This is a genomic window from Streptomyces sp. NBC_00386 (assembly GCF_036063235.1).
GTDB lineage: Bacteria > Actinomycetota > Actinomycetes > Streptomycetales > Streptomycetaceae > Streptomyces.
Genome location: NZ_CP107950.1, coordinates 4,436,215 through 4,455,841 on the forward strand (window position 1 = coordinate 4,436,215; position 19,627 = coordinate 4,455,841).

The window sequence follows — 19,627 nt, forward strand, 5'->3', positions numbered from 1 at the left end:
CGGTCCCGTCGGAGGCCACCGGAATCGCGGAAATTTCGGTGGCCTGAGGCTCGGGAGCCGCCGGATCCCACCGGAGGGGCAGGACCCGGGCGGGTCCGGCCGGTGGCCCGGGAACCGGGCGGGTCCGGCCGGTGGCCCGGGAACCGGGCGGGTCCGGCCGGTGGCTCAGCCTTCGGAGGCCGCCGTCTTCTTCGCGGCGGTCTTCTTGGCGGGCGCCTTCTTGGCAGCCGCGGTGGAAGCCGTCGTCTTCTTGGCGGCGGTCTTCTTGGCCGGCGCCTTCTTGGCGGGCGCCTTCTTCGCGGTCTTCTTGGCCGGGCCCTTGGCACGCTTCTCGGCGAGCAGCTCGTAGCCGCGCTCCGGCGTGATGTCCTCGACGCTGTCATCGGAGCGCAGGGTCGCGTTGGTCTCGCCGTCGGTGACGTACGGCCCGAAGCGGCCGTCCTTGACCACCACCGGCTTCTCGCTGACCGGGTCGGTGCCCAGTTCCTTCAGCGGCGGCTTGGCGGCCGCGCGGCCCCGCTGCTTGGGCTGGGAGTAGATCTCCAGAGCCTCTTCCAGCGTGATGGTGAAGAGCTGGTCCTCGGAGGTGAGCGACCGCGAGTCCGTGCCCTTCTTCAGGTACGGCCCGTAGCGCCCGTTCTGCGCGGTGATCTCGACGCCTTCGGCGTCCTTGCCGACGACACGCGGCAGGGACATCAGCTTGAGGGCGTCGTCCAGGGTCACCGTGTCGAGCGCCATCGACTTGAAGAGCGAGGCGGTACGCGGCTTGACGGCGTTCTTGCCCGTCTTCGGGGTGCCCTCGGGGAGCACCTCGGTGACGTACGGTCCGTAACGGCCGTCCCTGGCGATGATCTGGTGACCCGACTGCGGGTCGGCGCCGAGCTCGAAGTCACCGCTCGGCTTGGCGAGCAGTTCCTCGGCCAGGTCGACCGTCAGCTCGTCCGGGGCCAGGTCCTCGGGCACGTCGGCGCGCTGGTGGTTCTCGGCGTCCTTCTCCCCGCGCTCGACGTACGGACCGTAGCGGCCGACGCGCAGCACGATGTCATTGCCGACCGGGAACGAGGACACCTCGCGGGCGTCGATGGCGCCCAGGTCGGTGACGAGTTCCTTGAGACCGCTCAGGTGGTCACCGTCGGCGTTGCCCGCGCCGGCGGCACCGGCCGCGTCGCCCTCGCCGAAGTAGAAACGCCTCAGCCACGGCACGGCCTGCGCCTCACCACGGGCGATGCGGTCGAGGTCGTCCTCCATCCTGGCGGTGAAGTCGTAGTCGACGAGCCGCCCGAAGTGCTTCTCCAGGAGGTTGACCACGGCGAACGACAAGAAGGAGGGCACCAGGGCCGTCCCCTTCTTGAAGACGTAACCGCGGTCGAGGATCGTGCCGATGATCGACGCGTACGTCGACGGGCGGCCGATCTCGCGCTCTTCGAGCTCCTTGACCAGGGAGGCCTCGGTGTAGCGGGCCGGCGGCTTGGTGGCGTGGCCGTCGACCGTGATCTCCTCGACGGACAGCGGGTCACCCTCGTTGACCTGCGGAAGGCGACGCTCACGGTCGTCGAGCTCCGCGTTCGGATCGTCCGCGCCCTCGACGTACGCCTTCAGGAAGCCGTGGAAGGTGATCGTCTTGCCGGACGCGCTGAACTCGGCGTCCCGGCCGTCGGCGGAGGTGCCCGCGATCTTCACGGTGACGGAGTTGCCGACCGCGTCCTTCATCTGAGAGGCGACGGTGCGCTTCCAGATCAGTTCGTACAGCCTGAACTGGTCGCCGGTCAGTCCCGTCTCGGCGGGAGTGCGGAAACGATCGCCCGAGGGACGGATCGCCTCGTGCGCCTCCTGCGCGTTCTTGACCTTTCCGGCGTACGTACGCGGCTGCGCCGGCAGATAGTCGGCGCCGTACAGCTGGGTGACCTGGGCACGGGCAGCCGTGACGGCCGTGTCCGAGAGGGTCGTGGAGTCCGTACGCATATAAGTGATGAAGCCGTTCTCGTACAGCTTCTGCGCCACCTGCATGGTCGCCTTCGCGCCGAAGCCGAGCTTGCGCGAGGCCTCCTGCTGGAGCGTCGTCGTACGGAACGGCGCGTACGGCGAGCGGCGGTAGGGCTTGGACTCGACCGAGCGGACGGCGAAGTTCGTGTCCTGAAGGGCGGCGGCGAGCGCGCGGGCGTTCGTCTCGTCCAGGTGGAGCGTGTTCGCGCTCTTGATCTGGCCGAGCGAGTCGAAGTCGCGGCCCTGGGCGACACGCTTGCCGTCGACCGAGGTCAGACGGGCGACGAGGTTGGCCGGGTCGCTCGCGTCACCGGTGCGGCCGGTGCCGAAGGTGCCGGTCAGGTCCCAGTACTCGGCGGAGCGGAAGGCGATGCGCTCGCGCTCCCGCTCGACGACGAGCCGGGTCGCCACGGACTGGACGCGGCCCGCCGACAGCCGCGGCATGACCTTCTTCCACAGGACCGGCGAGACCTCGTAGCCGTAGAGACGGTCGAGGATGCGGCGGGTCTCCTGCGCGTCGACCATGCGCTTGTTCAGCTCGCGCGGGTTGGCGACGGCGCTGCGGATCGCATCCTTGGTGATCTCGTGGAAGACCATCCGGTGGACGGGAACCTTGGGCTTCAGCACCTCCAGGAGGTGCCACGCGATGGCCTCGCCCTCGCGGTCCTCATCGGTGGCGAGGAAGAGTTCGTCGGAGTCCTTCAGCAGGTCCTTGAGCTTCTTGACCTGGGCCTTCTTGTCGGCGTTGACCACATAGATGGGCTGGAAGTCGTTCTCGACGTCGACGCCGAGGCGGCGGACCTCGCCGGTGTACTTCTCGGGCACCTCCGCGGCGCCGTTGGGAAGGTCACGGATGTGCCCGACGCTCGCTTCGACGACATAGCCGGGGCCGAGGTAGCCCTTGATCGTCTTCGCCTTGGCAGGCGACTCGACGATGACGAGTCGGCGGCCGCCGTGTGCGGTGTCGCTGGTCGGGGACAACTTCGCTCTTCTCTCCGGTCGACGCGGAATCTCCCCGGGGCTTGGCTCCCGAGGGATCGGGTCATGCTGACGCTGCGGAGTGTGACGGTACATCCCGCCCCCGTGTCAAACGGGAAAAGCCCGCAACGGCCACTCGAACGGTAACCCGACTACCGCCATTCCTGCCGCCCGGAGTGCCGACCTGCCCTTCCGGGCCCATCCGGAGGGTAACTTTCCAGTTACCCGAGCCGGGGTCTTCACGCGCGGTCTCACACGCGCGTGAAGCACCACACTCCGAGCGCCAGCGCCCCGCTTCCGGCGACGCTCGCGAGGGTCGCCGATGCGACGCGGTTCACACCGTGGGCGACCGGCTCGCCCTGCCGCACCCGGACCACCGTCCAGGCCAGGATCCCGCTTCCGAACAGGGCGAACACCATCCCCGCGAAGACCGCCGGCCCGCTTTCCATGGCTCTGTCCTTTCGCCCCGCGTCCTCAGGCTCGGGAGGCTGACACGCCCCGGCAGCCGACACACGAACCCACGGTGAACGCCGGGCAACCAGCACCCCATGGGGCGCCCACACCCTCACCCGACGTCGCGCGCCCCCTGCCCTCCCCGCCCTGCCGACGCGCCCCGGTGCTCCCCACTGTGGCGAATCCGTCCTTCCCGTCCCCCGCTACTCCCACGCCACAGGCCTCGAAATGGACAGGGCAGAGCCCAGGGCCGGGAAAGGGCTGCATGAGCGGACGGGAAGGACAGCCACGGGTGCTGCCGCAGGCACAGGCGCTGGGGCTCGGGCTGGAGGCTCGGGCTGGGGGGTTGAGGGTTGAGCGGAAGCATTCGTCGTCCATCGGATGTTGGCCGGTTTCGCCTCCTGGAAGATCCCGATCGGGTATCCGGCCGAGCGCGACCAGCGCCGGCACGAGCGGACGACGGACCTCCCGGGCCGGCCCCGTACCTCCTGCCACCCCGGCAGAAGGTAACCGGAGGACTGGACCGGACCGGAGAGGGGCCGGAGGACCGGAGAGGCCAGAGGGCCGGAGAAGGCGTGTCAGCGCCCCGGCGCGCCCGCTCCGGCATCACCAGCTACTCGACCGGCTCCAGGAATCCCTGCTCGACCAGCAGGCGGATCTGTGCGGGTGTCCGGTCTCGCAGCAACACCGGATCCTCGCCGACCAGTTGGGCGATGGCGTCCAGGATCCGCCCCGCGCTCAGCGTGCCGTCGCACACACCGGCGAAGCCCGCGCCGACCGTGTCCACCTTGGTGGCCCTGCGCATTCCCCGGTGTTGACGCAGCACCACGTGCTCCGGGTCCTCGGCGCCGGGCAGTCCGACCTGCTCCTGCACGACCTCCGCCACCAGTCTGAAGTGACCGGCGAGCAGACCCGCGTCGTCGTGCCGTCTCAGATAGTCGACCCGCTCGAAGTGCTCACGTACGGCATCGCCGAGCGGCTGCTCGACGGAGTGCGGCCACTCCTCGACCGTGATCGAGGGCTCGGCCGCCGCCGTCCTGCGCAGGGTGATCCATCCGAAGCCGACAGCCTTCACCTTGCGGGCCTCGAACTCGTCGAGCCACGCGTCGTACCGTGCCTGATAGTCGGCCGGGTCGGCCCGGTGGTCGCCCGAGTCGCGCAGCCACAGCTCCGCGTACTGCGTGACGTCCTGCACCTCGCGCTGCACGATCCACGCGTCGCAGCCACGCGGCACCCAGGAACGCAGCCGGTCCTGCCAGTCCTCGCCCTCCACGTGCTGCCAGTTGGCCAGGAACTGGGCGTACCCCTCTTCGTTCAGCCGGTCCCCCGCCTCCTGAACGAGCGTGCGGCACAGATCGTCCCCGCCCATCCCGCCGTCGCGGTACGTCAGCCGCGCGCCCGGCGAGATCACGAAGGGCGGGTTCGAGACGATCAGGTCGTACGTCTCGTCGGCTCGGACCGGCTCGAAGAGGGAGCCCTGGCGCAGGTCGGCGGCCGGGGCTCCGGAGAGCGCGAGGGTGAGCGCGGTGATGTGCAGGGCACGGGGGTTCAGATCGGTCGCCGTCACGCGTGTGGCGTGCTGCGCGACGTGCAGGGCCTGGATTCCGGAGCCGGTGCCGAGATCGAGCGCGGAGTCGACGGGTGTGCGCACGGTGATGCCGGCGAGGGTCGTGGAGGCGCCTCCCACTCCGAGGACGACACCTTCCTCCCGGCTGCCGATGCCGCCCGCGCCGCCGACGGCGCATCCGAGGTCGGACACGATGAACCAGTCCTCGCCACCGGGCCCGCCGTATGGCCGGATGTCGACACTCGCCGCGACCTCGTCCCCGCCCGTCCGGATCAGCCAGCCGCATTCCAGGGCGTCCTCGACGGGCAGCACGTCCGCCACACGCGCGTACGGCACGGGCTGCTGCAGCAGGAACAGCCGAACGAGCGTCTCCAGCGGTGTGTCTCCCCGGGTCGCCCGGAGGGCGGGCACGGTCTCACTGCGTGCCAGGGCCGCGTACGCGGGGGCGCCGAGCAGGTCGAGGAGACCGTCCGCGGTGAAGGAGGCGCCGAGGAGCGCGCTCCGCAGCCGTGCGGTGATGTCGGCACGATCGGACGAGGGCAACGGTGACAGGCTGGTGTGACTCACGCCTCCCATTGTGTCCGCTATCGCCTACGGGCACCCACACCTGTGGACAGAGCCTCCCTGCGGACCGAGCTTCCCCTGTGGACAGCGAGCGCGGCACGGGCAGCACAGGCCGAGAGCCCGGCGCGCCTGCGTACCGGGCTCTCCTTCGATCCTGCGGACGGCCTCAGCTGTTGGCGGCCCCCGGCGACCCGGACGCCGACTTGCAGCTCTCCTGCTGCGCCATCGCCTTGCCCACGTCACCCTCCTCCAGCTTCTTCAGGGCGTCGCTCCCGCTCTGGCTCAGTTGGCCGAGCTGGGTCGCGATGCCCTTGAGGCCCTCGGCGAACTTGGCCTGGTCCTTGGTGTCGAGCTTGGCGACCTGCGTCTTCAGGCTGGCGTACGACTTGGAGATGTCGTTGAGCTCCTTGACCGCGTTGGTCTGCTTCGTCTTGCCGTCCTCGACGTCCGGCGGTCCCGCGTTGGAGACGGCGGTACCGATCGCCTCGTAGGCGTCGGACATGTCCTGGAAGGCCTGTGCGTCGGTCTTCTGGACGTCCTCCGGCGTGCTGTTGTCCGAGGTCTGCTTCTGGATCGCGGCGTTCGCCTCCTCGATCTTCTGCGCCTGCGGCTTCACCGCGTCACAGACCTGCTTCGCCCAGGAGTTCAGTTTGTCGTTGCCGCTGTCCTCGCTGCTGCCGCATCCCGACAGCGCGAGCACCAGTACCGCACCGCCGGACAGTGCGGCCGCGAGCTTCTTGTTCACCGGTTCGGTCCCTTCCATGGCCCTCGGCCCCGGAACATACACGCCATGTGGGCGACACCCGTATGGCGAATGTCCACTACGACAGCTTTTGAAACTGTTTGCACCAAGCGAGAGAAGGCTCACGACAACGGCGTGAACACACACAGGGCGGGTGTACGGCACGTCAACACGCGCCGTACACCCGCCCGTTGGTTCACTCCCCGACCCGGCACTCATTTCCGTGCCGGATCAGGCGTGGAACCTGTGAGCTACGAAACCACCGCCGGATCGGCCGACTTGGCGACCCCTTCGTCGTTGCCCTCCTCGTCACCCATGACGATCCCGCGCCGCTTGGAGATGTACACGGCACTCACGATCACGATGAGCGAGAGAAGGGCGATGAACACCCGTACGCCGACGCTCTTGTCGTCGCCGTACGAGAACTTGACGATCGCCGGAGCGATCAGCAGCGACACCAGGTTCATGACCTTCAACAGCGGGTTGATCGCGGGACCCGCCGTGTCCTTGAAGGGGTCACCGATCGTGTCGCCGATCACCGTAGCGGCGTGGGCCTCGCTGCCCTTGCCGCCGTGGTGGCCGTCCTCGACCAGCTTCTTGGCGTTGTCCCACGCGCCACCGGAGTTGGCGAGGAAGACCGCCATCAGCGTGCCGGTGCCGATCGCGCCGGCGAGGAACGAACCGAGCGCGCCGACGCCGAGCGTGAACCCGATCGCGATCGGCGTGAGCACCGCGAGCAGGCCGGGTGTGGCCAGTTCGCGCAGCGCGTCCTTGGTGCAGATGTCGACGACGCGCCCGTACTCGGGCTTCTCGGAGTAGTCCATGATCCCGGGGTGCTCGCGGAACTGCCGCCGCACCTCGTAGACCACCGCCCCGGCGGACCGCGACACCGCGTTGATCGCCAGCCCCGAGAAGAGGAAGACGACCGCGGCGCCCGCGATGAGACCCACCAGGTTGTTGGGCTGTGAGATGTCCATCATCAGGTTCAGCGGCGCGCCGGGACCCGAGACCTTCTCGCCCACGTCGCTCGCGGCCGTGGTGATCGCGTCACGGTACGAGCCGAAGAGGGCCGAGGCCGCGAGAACGGCGGTGGCGATGGCGATGCCCTTGGTGATGGCCTTGGTGGTGTTGCCGACGGCGTCCAGGTCGGTGAGTACCTGCGCGCCCGCGCCCTCGACGTCACCGGACATCTCGGCGATGCCCTGCGCGTTGTCGGAGACGGGGCCGAAGGTGTCCATCGCGACGATGACACCGACCGTGGTGAGCAGGCCCGTTCCGGCGAGCGCCACCGCGAACAGCGCCAGCAAGATCGACGTACCGCCCAGCAGGAACGCCCCGTACACGCCGAGGCCGATCAACAGGGCGGTGTAGACGGCCGATTCGAGACCGATGGAGATGCCGGCGAGGACGACGGTGGCCGCGCCGGTGAGTGAACTCTTGCCGATGTCCCGGACGGGACGGCGAGTGGTCTCGGTGAAGTAGCCGGTCAACTGCTGGATGAGCGCGGCCAGCACGATGCCGATCGCGACGGCGATCACCGCGAGGACCCGCGGATCACCGCCCTTGGCCTTGATCGCCGCGTCCGTGACCCCGTCCAGTTCGGCGTAGGTCCCCGGAAGGTAGATGTAGACGGCGAGGGCTACCAGTACGAGCGAGATCACCGCGGAGATGAAGAACCCGCGGTTGATCGCGGACATACCACTGCGGTCGGACCGCCGGGGCGCCACCGCGAAGATGCCGATCATCGCGGTGATTACGCCGATGGCGGGGACGATCAGCGGGAACGCGAGCCCTGCGTCGCCGAACGCCACCTTGCCGAGGATCAGCGCGGCGACGAGCGTGACGGCGTACGACTCGAAGAGGTCCGCGGCCATACCGGCGCAGTCGCCCACGTTGTCGCCCACGTTGTCGGCGATGGTCGCGGCGTTGCGCGGGTCGTCCTCCGGGATGCCCTGCTCGACCTTGCCGACCAGGTCGGCCCCGACGTCGGCGGCCTTGGTGAAGATGCCGCCGCCGACACGCATGAACATGGCAATCAGTGCCGCGCCGAGACCGAAGCCCTCCAGGACCTTCGGCGCGTCGGCCGCGTACACGAGCACCACACAGGAGGCGCCCAGCAGACCGAGCCCCACCGTGAACATGCCGACTACGCCACCGGTGCGGAAAGCGATCTTCATGGCTTTGTGCGAGACGGCGGTGAGATCCTTTTCGGGCTCACCCTCCGCCGGGGTCGCTTCCCGTGCGGCCGCGGCCACGCGGACATTGCTCCGTACGGCGAGCCACATACCGATATAGCCGGTGGTCGCCGAGAACGCCGCGCCGATCAAGAAGAAGATCGACCGTCCGGCGCGCTGATTCCAGTCGTCCGCGGGAAGCAGCATGAGCAGGAAGAACACCACGGCGGCGAATACGCCGAGCGTGCGCATCTGGCGCCCCAGGTAGGCATTCGCGCCTTCCTGGATCGCCGTCGCGATCTCCTTCATGCTGTCGGTGCCCTCGCCGGCCGCGAGAACCTGGCGCACCAGGATCCCGGCGACCACGAGCGCTGCCACGGCGACGACCGCGATGACCGTCACGATGAGACGGTTGCCGTCCGTCAGAACCGCGGCTGCGAAGGTTGTGGGGTGGTCAAACTGATGAGGGGTAGAAAGCCCCGCCATTCGTCCTCCTTGACGCTTGGGCTGAGCTCAAGATGTGGACGGATTCTAGGTACCGGAACCTGATCAAAACAGTCCGCGGTAAGCGGAATTAATCTTCACTTGCTCTTCAGCAAATGATCGACAAGCGTCTACGGACCCAAATGCAGTAATGCCCCAGAAGCGTTGACGCTTGATCCAATTATCGCGCGAATGATCGTGAACCAATTCACGAAACGCCGTACGCGATCACCGGAGTAAATGATCACCATATGGGCGAGCGAGCGCAGCCGAACATACCCCGGACCTGCCCCGGACATGCCGAAGGGCCCCACCGAGTAGGGCCCTTCGGGACAAATTAAAGAGGGACGGCTGTCAGGAAAGAGCCACGGCCGGCGGCGTGGTGGGCCAGCTCATCCTGATCAGTCCGCCGTGCTCTCCGGCGATGACTTCCACGTCGTCGACGAGGCCGCTGATGACCGCGAGGCCCATCTCGTCCTCCTCGACCTCCGCGTCCGAGGCGGTGCCGGATGCCCCTCCGGGCACCGAACCCGGCGCCTCGTCACCGACCTCGATGGAGAACTGCTTCTCCTCCTCGATCAGCGTCACCTGCACCGGCGCCGCGATTCCGCCGCTCTGGTGCAGTCCGACGGCACGAGTACAGGCCTCGCCGACGGCGAGCCTGACCTCGTCGAGGACGGCCTCGTCCACTCCGGCCCTGCGCGCCACCGCTGCCGCCACCAGTCGGGCGGTCCTGACGTGCTCGGGCAGCGCGCTGAAGCGGAGTTCAACGGTGGCCATGCATCCCCCTCTGAACTACGGGCGTGCTGTCTGGGGGCCGGGCCGTGGGCCCGGTCCCCATGTGTGCGATGCCGGGCCCACGACCCGGGAGACCGGTCGTCAGTCGGTCGCGTTGACCGCCTCGTCCACCGAGGTGTGGATCGGGAACACCTTGGTGAGACCGGTAATACGGAAGATCTTCAGAATGCGCTCCTGGTTGCAGACCAGACGCAGCGAGCCCTCATGGGCCCGGACGCGCTTCAGGCCGCCCACCAGCACGCCGAGACCGGTGGAGTCGAGGAAGTCCACGCCCTCCATGTCGACGACAAGGTGGAAACTGCCGTCGTTCACCAGCTCGACCAGCTGCTCTCGCAGCTTGGGCGCGGTATATACATCGATTTCGCCGCCGACCTCGACGACCGTACGGTCGCCATTAGGGCCGGACACATTGCGAGTCGACAGGGACAGGTCCACGGATCCTCCAGCACCTTGCTATCGAGCGGTCGCCCCATGGGACACCTCGGCAGAGCCCCCGGGACGGTTCGCCAGCCGCGATGGCATTCAATCACTTACCGGCAGGCGTGCACGACGCCTTGGGCCCATTGTCCGTCACGCCAGTGACACACTCGATGCCGATGGCCAAGAATCACCGATCCGATCGATCCACGGCGGACACCGCTTCCCGCCCCTCGCCGAGCACCGTCCTGGACCGGCTCGCCTCGGGGCCGAGCCGGGCTTCGCGCATCACTCATACGGAGCACTTGCCCCCGCGAGAGGGTCGCCATGCCGTCTGGCCCGACCGGATCCGTCCGGAGGTCATCGCCGCGGTGCAGGCCGCGGGCATCGAACACCCCTGGGCCCACCAGGCACGCGTCGCCGAGCACGCCCTGGACGGCGAGTCGGTGATCGTCGCCACCGGCACCGCCTCCGGCAAGTCCCTGGCCTACCTCGCCCCGGTCCTGACGGCCCTCCTGGAGGGCTCCGAGGCCCCGAACGGCCGGGGCGCCACCGCCCTCTACCTGGCTCCCACCAAGGCCCTGGCGGCAGACCAGCGCCGCTCGGTGAAGGAACTTTCACAACCGCTGGGCAATGCCGTACGCCCAGCCGTGTACGACGGCGACACACCCTTCGAGGAACGAGAATGGGTACGCCAGTACGCCAACTACGTCCTGACCAACCCCGACATGCTGCACCGCGGGATATTGCCCTCCCACCCCCGCTGGTCCTCCTTCCTGCGCGCCCTGCGCTACGTCGTCATCGACGAGTGCCACACCTACCGCGGCGTCTTCGGCTCCCACGTCGCCCAGGTGCTGCGCCGTCTGCGCCGCATCTGTGCCCGCTACGGCGCCTCCCCCGTCTTCCTGCTGGCCTCCGCGACCGCCGCCGAACCCTCGGTCGCGGCGCGCCGCCTGACCGGCCTCCCCGTCGTCGAGGTCGCCGACGACGCCTCCCCGCGAGGGGAACTCGTGTTCGCCCTGTGGGAGCCCCCGCTCACCGAACTGCACGGCGAGAAAGGTGCACCCGTCCGGCGCACCGCCACCGCCGAAACGGCCGACCTCCTGACCGACCTCACCGTCCAGGGCATGCGCTCGATCTCCTTCGTACGGTCCCGGCGTGGCGCCGAGCTGATCGCGCTCATCGCCCAGGAACGCCTCACCGAGATCGACCGCTCGCTGGCCCGGCGCGTCGCCGCCTATCGCGGCGGCTACCTCCCCGAGGAACGCCGTGCCCTGGAGGCCGCGCTGCACTCCGGAGAGCTCCTCGGCCTCGCCGCCACCACCGCCCTCGAACTCGGCGTCGACATCTCCGGCCTCGACGCCGTCGTCATCTCCGGCTACCCGGGCACCCGCGCCTCCCTCTGGCAACAGGCCGGCCGTGCGGGCCGGTCCGGCGAAGGCGCGCTGGCGATCCTGGTCGCCCGCGACGACCCACTGGACACCTTCCTCGTCCATCACCCCGAGGCCCTGTTCGACCAACCGGTGGAATCCACGGTCCTCGACCCGGACAACCCCTACGTCCTGGCCCCGCACCTGTGTGCCGCCGCCTCCGAGATCCCTCTCACGGACGACGACTTGGAACTCTTCGGCCCCGCCGCCGCCGGACTGCTGCCGCAGCTCGAGGCCGCGAAGCTGCTGCGCCGCCGGACCACGGCCTGGCACTGGACGCGCCGGGAGCGGGCCGTCGACCTGACCGACATCCGCGGGGGCGGCGGCAACCCGGTGCAGGTCGTCGAGGCCGGAACCGGCCGCCTGCTCGGCACGGTCGACGAGGGCGCCGCGCACACGGCGGTCCACGAGGGCGCGGTCCATCTGCACCAGGGCCGTACGTACCTGGTGCGCAAGCTGGACCTGGAGGACTCGGTCGCACTGGTCGAGGAGGCCAGCCCGCCGTATTCGACGGTCGCCCGTGACACGACCACCATCGCCGTCCTCGAGACCGATGTCGAAGTCCCCTGGGGTGCTGGCCGGTTGTGCTACGGCTCCGTGGAAGTCACCAACCAGGTCGTCTCCTTCCTGCGCCGGCGTGTCATCACCGGTGAAGTGCTCGGCGAGACCAAACTCGACCTCCCTCCCCGTACGCTCCGTACCCGTGCCGTCTGGTGGACGGTCACCGAGGACCAGTTGGACGCGGCCCGGATCAACCCGGAGATCCTCGGCGGCACCCTGCACGCCGCCGAGCACGCCTCGATCGGCATGCTGCCGCTGTTCGCCACCTGCGACCGCTGGGACATCGGCGGCGTCTCCGTCCCGCTCCACCCGGACACGCTGCTTCCCACCGTCTTCGTGTACGACGGTCACCCGGGCGGCGCCGGATTCGCCGAGCGGGCCTTCCACACCGCCCGCTCCTGGCTCACGGCCACCCGCCAGGCCATCGCCTCGTGCGAGTGCGACGCCGGATGCCCCTCCTGCATCCAGTCCCCCAAATGCGGGAACGGCAACGATCCACTCCACAAGCGAGGCGCCGTACGCCTGCTCACGGAACTCCTGCGAGCGGCACCCGAGGAACCCGCTCCGAAGGAGCCCGGTCAGAAAGAGTCGGGTCAGAAGGAGTCGGGCCCCAAGGAGCCGCGTCCGCGGTAGTCCGTTCGGGGAGTCACGGCGGCATGCGCGGGGGCGGAGGACCGGAAGAGTGAAAGTCGGAGGCGTCAGGGCTGAACGGGTGAACGTCCGGCGCGTGACGGCCAGGAGCCGGGTTCGGCGGAGTGAGGGCGGGGCGCCCTGAGGGTTCTGAGGAACCTTTGGGTCCCACAGTCTCCACAGGCCCCGGAGAACCGTCAGAACCCGGAGATCCCGGTGGCCCCGCCCTCGATCTGACCTCGGCGGTGATCGGTCCGGTTCCGGACGAGGCCGTCACGTCCAAGATCTGGCCCTCGACCGCGCACCGCACGAGCCGCGCGCCCTGTGCTCGGGCCACGCGGTCCGCGCGGGCGCAGGCCGCCGTGCCACCGTCGCTCCAGTGATCCGCCGCGGCGAGGGCCGCCAGGTCCGCGGCCCCTGCCGCCCGGTGCCGCACCACGACGGCCTGTCCCATCGACAGCACCGCTCCGAAGACGGCACACAGCACAGCGATCGCCCCCACCGTCCACACCGTCGCCGATCCTCTGTCGGGGGACGCACGCCACCGTCCACGACAGCCCCTCCCAACGGTTGACCACACCCATCGCCGGTTCCGCCGGCGACTTCGGCTCCTCATCTCCCGTCCACCCCCGCAGCCGTATCCCCCGTGTCCGTGTCCCCCACCGTCTCCTCCGCCAGCGCCACCGCCTCGTCCTTGAGTTCAAGGGACAGCGCGGCGGGACCGGGTGTCCTCGCGCCGACAGTGACCCGGACCAGATCGCCCTCCCGGCCCACCGTGACCTTCGCCCCGGGCGGGGCCGCGCGACGGGCCGTCGCCAGGACCGTTTCCGCCGGGTCCTGGCGCGCCGCCGACCGAGCGCCCGCCCTCGCCGCGTCCACGCACTGGATCTCCGCGGACGCGGCGAGCAGGGCCCAGACCAGCGCCATGCCGACGAGCACCAGAGAGGGCAGGACCACGGCGGCCTCCGCGGTGACGAATCCACCGTCCCGGCGCAGAGCCGAACCCACCCTCAACCAGTCCCGGCGCAGAGCCCGACCCGCCCTCAACCGGTCCTGGCTCAAACGGCGTTCACATCTGAACATTGAGGGCCCGCCCCACGATGCCCTGCAGCTCCTCACCGACCTGCCCGCTCGTCACCACCTTGTAGAGCGCGGCCGCGAAGGCCACCGCCGCGATGACACCCACCGCGTACTCGGACGTGACCATCCCCGCGTCCCTCCGCGCCGCGATGGACGCGAGCATCCAGGCCCGCAGCCGCGCACGCTGTTGCCGTTGTCCTTGCCCGTGTCCTCGCCCTCGTTCCAGTCCGAGAACTCGCACCGTCCTGCTCATTCCAACCTCCTTGGGATTCATCCCTGTCGGGCACTTCGCCGGTTGCCGTTCACCCATCACCACTGCCGCCGTCCGTCACCCCCCACCCCCTCGCAGCAATCCGCCGGCCAGCCCGATCACCACGGGCAGCACCCCGATCGCGAGGAAGGCGGGCAGAAAGCACAGCCCCACCGGGGCAGTGACCATGACGGCCGCCCGGCGTGCCCGCGCCGTCGCGGTGCGCGCCCACTCGGCGCGGGCCTCCGCCGCGAGCCGGCCGACCGGCACGGCCGCCGGCACGCCCGACTCGCCCGCCCGTTCCAGCAGCCGCGCCAGCCCCTGAGCGCCCGGAAGCGACGCCAACCTCCGCCATGCGTCGACCGGTTCACCGCCGAGCCGCACCTCCGCCGCGCCCCGGGCCAGCCGCTCACCCACCGGCCCGCCCAGCGCCTCACCGACGGCCTGGGCCGCTGCCACCGGACTCGCCCCGGCCGCGATGCAGGCGCCCACCAAGTCGGCTGCTAGGGGCAGTTGGCGGACGGCCGACGCCACGTCGTACTCCTCCTGAGGTGCCGGATTCCGCCGGAGCCACCACCGGACTCCGAAGCCGGCCGCCAGTCCGACCAGAATTCCGACAACGCCGCCGATCAGGACCCAGCCGGCGCATCCGACACCCACCACAGGCAGCCACCGTCTGCTGTAGTCCCGTACCTCGTGGCGCGGCGGTGACGGCGCGGGTTCCGGGAGCAGCAACGCGGCCAGCCGTCCGCGCACTCGCCTCGCCCGCCGCACCGTCCCGAGCCAGCGGGCCGGTGCGCCGACCAGGAGCACTCCGCACACAAGCACCCCCAGTCTGTGGACAACTTCCGCGCTCATGCCGTCTCCGCTCCTCGTACGATCCGCAGCGCCCACCACAGCCCCACGCCCTCCAGCACCCCGCCGACGAGCAGGCAGCCCAGCCCGGGACCGGTGTGCAGCAGCACGTGCAGGGGGGCCGCGCCGAGCGCGGTGCCGAGCAGAAGGCCGAGGACCGGCAGGCCCGCGAGCATGGAGGCCGTCGAGCGCGATCCGGCCAACTGGGCGCGCATGTCGTCTCGTTGATCACGCTCGGCTCGCAGCGCGGCCTCCAGCCGGTCCAGTCCCGCCGCGAGCCCCGCACCCCGGTCCACGGCCACACGCCAGCACGCGGCGAGCCCCACCAGTCCGTCGGCGCCGGGCTGCCGTGCCGCCTCGGTCAGCGCACCCGGTACATCCCCGCCGAATCTCGCCGCGGCCAGGACCAACGGCTGTGCGTCGGCGAGTCCGTCCGAGTCGCGTGCGGCCGCGAGCAGTGCCTCACCGGGCTGACGTCCCGCCCGCACCTCACCGGCGAGTGCGCCGCACAGGGCGATCACCGCGTCGCCACGTCGCTCCCGCTCGCGCCGGACCTCCCCCGCTCGCCGTACCCGGCGCAGCAAGGGCATGCCGGCGGCTCCGAGGAGGAGGGGCAGGACCGACGTGCCCAGTACCGCGATCACCGTTCCCGCCACCAGCGACCAGGCTTCGGGCCGCAGCCGCCCGCGCAACCGGCGCCAGTCCACACGGGCCCGCTGCCACAGAGGCGGACCGATCACCGCCCCACCGCCGGCGAACAGCACCCTGGCTCTGCGCGCGCCCGAGCCGTGCTCGCCGATCAGCCAGGCCGCGATCCCGGCACACGCCATCGCCGCTCCCACGGGCGCGTCCGCCATCTCACCGACCCTCATCCCGCTCCCCGTTCGCATCCCGACGTCCGGCCCCTGTCAGAACCCCGGCGTCCACAGCCTCGGACGGGCTCCCGTACTCCTCCGGTCCGGCGGCGCTTCCCCTCCCGAGCTCGATCGGCTCGCGACATTCCTGGCTTCGATATCCCTGACTTCCCTCCCGAAGGAGCTCCCTCAGCCGCTCCCACCCCCGCTCGTACGCGAAGGCGTCCTCGCCCCACCGCAGCGCCGGCACCGTCACCACCAGCCCCGACGCGTCGCGTTCCAGCACATGCACCTCGGCGATCCGGCGCCGTCCGGCCCGGTCCCGCACGAGGTGCAGGACCACGGACAGTGCCGCCGCCAGTTGGCTGTGCAGCGCGGCCCTGTCGAGCCCGGCCGCCGTGCCCAAGGCCTCCAGCCGGGCCGGGACCTGGGCCGCCGCGTTGGCATGAAGAGTTCCCGAACCGCCTGTCGGACAGAAGAAAAGAGTTCAGTGCCCGAGGCTCTGACCTGGGCACTGAACTCTTTTCTGAGCAGCGAACATCGACGTTTTGCGCACTGATCTGTTCAGTGCGCAGACCTTGATTAGTGGAAGGCGCTGAGAGCCGTCAGGTACAGGGCGTGGGTGACGCTGCCGCCAATCAGGAGTGCAGTGGCAGGGTGAGTGCTGGCGCGTCAGGCAGTGAAAGCGGTGCCACGTGTGGGGCCGCCGGCAGCGCCGACCCGCGTCGTGTGCCACGGCAGGTGCGGCACCGTCGCCCTGGCGACCTTGAGTACCGCAAGAACTGACGGTCACGTCCTCGCCTGCAGACGCGTCGCGTCGATGAATACCCGTATCTCGCCGACGGGAATCACTGGATCCCGCTTGCTGCCAACCAGTCCAATCCCCAAGCCGTCAGACCGTTTGCAGCCGCTGTCGGTAGCTCTTGGTGAAACCGCAGTCGTGCGATGCCGACCGAGGCTGGCCGGACGCCCTCCCAGCCTTCAGCGTAGGTTGGTGCGTCTTGCGCTCGACCACCTGTAAGTCGTTCCCAGATCCAGGCAGCCGCATGTCGTTGTCGCCGCAGCGTAACGCTCATACCTGCTGGGTGGAGAAGAGGGGAGAGTACGCCGTGCGGTACCTCTCGCAAGCTGGACAGCACCATCCGACGGGCTTCGTAGTCGATCGGTCCGCGGGCCGTCATCCGTGCCGCCAAGGTCCGGATCGCGACCCAGAATGCTTCCGGTTCTGGGCTTCGGCTGGCAAGGCGTTTGAACGAATAGTCCGTTCGAGTCTTTGTGTTGAGCGCCTGCGCGGCCTGAATCCAGGTGCCGGCCCCTGCGAAGCGGGCTAGTGCGAGAGCTGCAAAATATCTGCCCACCAAAACCTTCATGCCGGGAAGGTGTGCGGCTACTAAGTCGTGATAGTCATCGATGTCAATCAGGTGAGGGACGTGTCTGATTTCGAAGTCGGTTGCTGCGAAGGCAGGCTTCACACTGGCGGCGCGCTGAGACCAGGGCGTAGTGGCGGCCACCTTTTCGTCCACAACTGCCATTTCGTCCACAATCGATGGTCGATAGATTTTGCGCAGCGGATCCATCCCGTGATGTCGAGTTTGCCGTTCTCCCGAAAGCCGTCGCGCCCAAAGGGCAAGATAATTAGGACAGGAATCACGATCGGGTGCGTCCACGACAGGTTCCGCGAGGCCCAGGACGGCTGCCGCCTCGGCGGCTGTTTCCGGCTTCGCACCAGGGTCGCTCACACCTCCATGTGAATGCTTGACGCGGCTTTCGTGGCGTGCGTCGCGCGCCCTGGCAAGGGATTCTGCGGCAAAGTCAGGGAGTGCAATAAGTTCGCCGTCATGCGCAGTCAGTCGTGCAGCAGCGGCTACGTATCGCACAGTGGCGAACCAATCGGCGGCCGTCACAGACTTTCCTGCGATCAGGGCATTCCCTCCATCAGCGATGGAGATGGCTCGCTTCTGGAAGTCAGCCAGGGCTTGCGGAACATCACGGGTGGGGATCTCTGTGATCCGTTGTCGGCATACATCCCTCGGCCTCGGGCCGCCTGCAGTCTTCGGCCGGTTGCCGCATTCTTTCAGGTCCGGATTCTTATGTGTGCGCCTCAGTAATCGTCGTGGTTGGAATTTGCAGCCACGTCGCAGTCCGATACCGCAGGCGGGGCACGTATCGATCAGGAGGCAACGGTGGATTGGACAGACGGCAGCGATTCCCAGGCGCCACCAAAGAGGCCAAGCATCGCTGACTAAAAGGCAGCGCGGACACGCCCTACTGCCGCTGATGGTCATCCACTGGTGACCCAATGCAATCTGCATTACTGATTCCTTCGTAACGTCAAGCTTGGGCAGGTTTAACGCAGTCCCGTTGTACCGTTCGAGTTGCATTGGCAGCAGGACGCGGGCCGACAATCCAGTCGCGGCCTGCAGGCCATCCAAGCTAGCCTGTGTAAGACTGAGACCAAAAAGGGCAGGCCACGCATCATTGCTGCTGAATTCGAGACCGAGCGCCCGGGCGGCTAGTCCTGGTGCCACATCCAGTTTGATAGCCGTTCGATCCACCCATGAACTGAACGCTTCTCCATCCAATGGTGCCGGCACCGCGGGAAGGCGACGCATCGAAGCACTGAGCCTCGAAAGAGAGTTTGCACCGTCGGCCTGACGGGAGGAATCAGATTTCGAGGAGTGTGCGGAATCAACTGTCAACTCGCCACCTCTTTCGTTCGCCTAGATGCCGCATTCCGCCGCTGCCGGACAATATTCCGGTACGAATCCTGGGCGTACTCGCTGATTTCGATCCGGTCCATGAGTTTGCGGGTGATTGTCTCTTCCTTGCTCATGACGGCCTCGATCGCAGATTCACGGACCAGGTCTGTCAGGGCACAGATACTTCCGGCTGTCCGGTCGTATAGATATGACGACAGCTTCACCAAGTGGCCGGGGTTGTGCCGGTAGAGCACAAGGGTGTCTTCCAAGGCCATGACAGTCTTGGCCCATTCGATCTTTTCTCTGTCTGTCACGCATCCGAACTTACTGACCGCGTGACGCGTGTTTCGACCCGATGTCTGAGTTGCGCGCGAGTCTGCCTGTCCTTCGAGGAAGAGTCCGGATTTTTTGAGATTGACTCCGGTATAGACAAAGGTTGCCGCGGTCTCGTTGGCGATGTACTTCAGGTGGTCATTAACCACACGGCCTTCCTTTGCCGAGAGGTCCAGGAAGTGCACATCGTCAATGATGACAAGTTCCGTGCCAACGTCCGCCAGAACAGAAAGCACGTGGTTGGTGATGTCTGTCTGTGTTCCCCGGCCTCGTTGCACCATACCGAGGTAGTCGGCAAGCAGCACGGACAGGTCTTTGGGGGTGGCTCGGGCCGGGATGCTGAGATACACGACTGGGGTGAAGTCGATGAGCATTCCGTTGGCTTCGTAGCCGTCCTGGAACTTCTCTGGGTTCTTTCGGCGCAGTCGGTTCTCGTGGCGTGCGCCGAACAGCTTGACGAGGGTGGACTTTCCGACGGTTGGCGGGCCGTCGAAAACGAGGCCCGCTCTGGCTCCGGCGGCCCGACGTGCGTTGGCCTTCATCCTGCGTTCCAGGAGGTAGTGCAGGCGCTTGACCTGGGCGGTATCGACGATCGCGAGTGCACTGTGGTAGATGTCGCGAGCCTCGTTCAGGTCATCTCTGTCGTCTTCTGGCAGCTTCAAGTAGGCGTTGTATGAGGGCATGTTGGGACGTTGGGGTGGCCGGCTGTCGCGGTAGCGTCGCCACTCTTCCTTGGTGCGGGGTTCGGCCAGGCCGGGGTGTCGGAAGGTACTCAC

The 19,627-nt window shown here is 68.3% G+C and carries 15 protein-coding genes and 1 pseudogene; 1 reads left to right on the top strand and 15 read right to left on the bottom strand.

The genetic code is table 11. From position 1 onward, the window contains the following. Positions 1-165 precede the first annotated feature (165 nt). From topA to bldG, 7 genes are all read right to left on the bottom strand, one after another. Positions 166-2,964 (bottom strand): type I DNA topoisomerase, encoded by a 2,799-nt coding sequence (topA, locus tag OG780_RS19505; protein WP_328449919.1) that lies wholly within the window; start codon positions 2,962-2,964, stop codon positions 166-168. A gap of 248 nt (positions 2,965-3,212) precedes the next feature. Next, the gene (locus tag OG780_RS19510) at positions 3,213-3,410 is read right to left on the bottom strand and encodes a hypothetical protein (RefSeq protein WP_328449921.1); all 198 of its coding nucleotides are present in this window, start codon (positions 3,408-3,410) and stop codon (positions 3,213-3,215) included. Positions 3,411-4,027: 617 nt separating this feature from the next. Beyond that, on the bottom strand, positions 4,028-5,557 hold the full coding sequence (locus tag OG780_RS19515) for a class I SAM-dependent methyltransferase (protein WP_328449923.1): 1,530 nt from the start codon (positions 5,555-5,557) through the stop codon (positions 4,028-4,030). 154 nt (positions 5,558-5,711) lie between these two features. Further along, positions 5,712-6,308 (bottom strand): small secreted protein, encoded by a 597-nt coding sequence (locus OG780_RS19520; protein WP_328449925.1) that lies wholly within the window; start codon positions 6,306-6,308, stop codon positions 5,712-5,714. A gap of 230 nt (positions 6,309-6,538) precedes the next feature. Next, complete coding sequence (locus OG780_RS19525) at positions 6,539-8,947, bottom strand: sodium-translocating pyrophosphatase (RefSeq protein WP_328449927.1); 2,409 nt, start codon at positions 8,945-8,947, stop codon at positions 6,539-6,541. A gap of 351 nt (positions 8,948-9,298) precedes the next feature. Then, positions 9,299-9,724: an ATP-binding protein gene (locus OG780_RS19530; protein WP_328449929.1), complete on the bottom strand. Its 426-nt coding sequence runs from the start codon at positions 9,722-9,724 to the stop codon at positions 9,299-9,301. A gap of 99 nt (positions 9,725-9,823) precedes the next feature. Continuing rightward, positions 9,824-10,177 carry an anti-sigma factor antagonist BldG gene (gene bldG / locus OG780_RS19535; RefSeq protein ID WP_037625427.1) on the bottom strand — a complete coding sequence of 118 codons (354 nt, stop codon included), beginning with the start codon at positions 10,175-10,177 and terminating at the stop codon, positions 9,824-9,826. Positions 10,178-10,257: 80 nt separating this feature from the next. On the opposite strand from bldG, the gene OG780_RS19540 reads away from it, so the two are divergent. Continuing rightward, complete coding sequence (locus OG780_RS19540) at positions 10,258-12,783, top strand: DEAD/DEAH box helicase (protein ID WP_328449932.1); 2,526 nt, start codon at positions 10,258-10,260, stop codon at positions 12,781-12,783. Positions 12,784-12,796: 13 nt separating this feature from the next. Here the strand turns inward: OG780_RS19540 and OG780_RS19545 are convergent, their stop codons facing one another. The 8 genes and pseudogenes from OG780_RS19545 to OG780_RS19580 all read right to left on the bottom strand — a co-directional run bounded on the left by OG780_RS19545 (position 12,797) and on the right by OG780_RS19580 (position 19,627). Then, positions 12,797-13,396 (bottom strand): Rv3654c family TadE-like protein, encoded by a 600-nt coding sequence (locus OG780_RS19545; RefSeq protein ID WP_443062177.1) that lies wholly within the window; start codon positions 13,394-13,396, stop codon positions 12,797-12,799. Beyond that, positions 13,393-13,863 (bottom strand): TadE family type IV pilus minor pilin, encoded by a 471-nt coding sequence (locus OG780_RS19550; RefSeq protein ID WP_443062178.1) that lies wholly within the window; start codon positions 13,861-13,863, stop codon positions 13,393-13,395. Before OG780_RS19550 ends, OG780_RS19545 begins: the two co-directional genes overlap by 4 nt. Further along, positions 13,850-14,113, bottom strand: a complete 264-nt coding sequence (locus tag OG780_RS19555) for a DUF4244 domain-containing protein (protein ID WP_328449935.1) — start codon at positions 14,111-14,113, stop codon at positions 13,850-13,852. Before OG780_RS19555 ends, OG780_RS19550 begins: the two co-directional genes overlap by 14 nt. A gap of 75 nt (positions 14,114-14,188) precedes the next feature. Then, the gene (locus OG780_RS19560; protein ID WP_328449936.1) at positions 14,189-14,968 is read right to left on the bottom strand and encodes a type II secretion system F family protein; all 780 of its coding nucleotides are present in this window, start codon (positions 14,966-14,968) and stop codon (positions 14,189-14,191) included. After that, complete coding sequence (locus tag OG780_RS19565; protein WP_328449938.1) at positions 14,965-15,822, bottom strand: type II secretion system F family protein; 858 nt, start codon at positions 15,820-15,822, stop codon at positions 14,965-14,967. The genes OG780_RS19560 and OG780_RS19565 overlap by 4 nt, the downstream gene beginning before the upstream one ends. A 1-nt stretch (position 15,823) precedes the next feature. Beyond that, positions 15,824-16,285: pseudogene (locus OG780_RS19570) on the bottom strand (hypothetical protein); the annotation flags it as partial. A 382-nt stretch (positions 16,286-16,667) separates the two neighbouring features. Further along, positions 16,668-18,431 carry a TniQ family protein gene (locus tag OG780_RS19575; protein WP_328449940.1) on the bottom strand — a complete coding sequence of 588 codons (1,764 nt, stop codon included), beginning with the start codon at positions 18,429-18,431 and terminating at the stop codon, positions 16,668-16,670. An 83-nt stretch (positions 18,432-18,514) separates the two neighbouring features. After that, positions 18,515-19,627, bottom strand: a complete 1,113-nt coding sequence (locus OG780_RS19580; RefSeq protein ID WP_328449942.1) for a TniB family NTP-binding protein — start codon at positions 19,625-19,627, stop codon at positions 18,515-18,517.